This is a genomic window from Synechococcus sp. CCY 0621, assembly GCF_019038465.1.
Taxonomy (GTDB): Bacteria; Cyanobacteriota; Cyanobacteriia; order PCC-6307; family Cyanobiaceae; genus Cyanobium.
The window spans coordinates 1-393 of sequence record NZ_JAFKRH010000064.1 but is presented as its reverse complement, the minus strand read 5'-3'; the positions used below and the strand labels follow the sequence as shown (position 1 = coordinate 393).

Below are 393 nucleotides of genomic sequence, written 5' to 3'. Positions count from 1 at the left end.
CGAGGCCGTTCTTGATGCGCAGGTACTGGGCGATCACCTGGAGGGCATTGAGGTGCTGGCGCTTGTACTCGTGGATGCGCTTCACCTGCACGTCGAACATCGAGGCCGGATCCACCAGCACGCCCGTGTGGCGATGGATGTAGTTGGTGAGGTGGCGCTTCACCGACAGCTTGGTGGCCCCCCAGTGCTCCAGGAAGCCGCCGTCGTCGGCGTAGCGCTCCAGCTGGCGCAGCTCATCGAGGTTGCGCACCCAGCCGTTGCCGATCGAGGCGTCGAGCAGGGCCGAAAGCTGGGGGTTGGCCAGGGCCACCCAGCGCCTCGGTGTCACGCCATTGGTGACGTTGGTGAACTTCTCGGGCCAGAGGGCGGCGAACTCGGGGAACAGGTCCTGCT

Annotated in this window: 1 protein-coding gene; it reads right to left on the bottom strand. The window is 65.9% G+C overall.

Annotated features, from left to right (window positions below; translation table 11 throughout):
* Positions 1–393, bottom strand: a 393-nt coding sequence (locus KUG43_RS16595; protein ID WP_216910936.1) for a glycogen/starch/alpha-glucan phosphorylase, incomplete at both ends; no start/stop codon positions are given.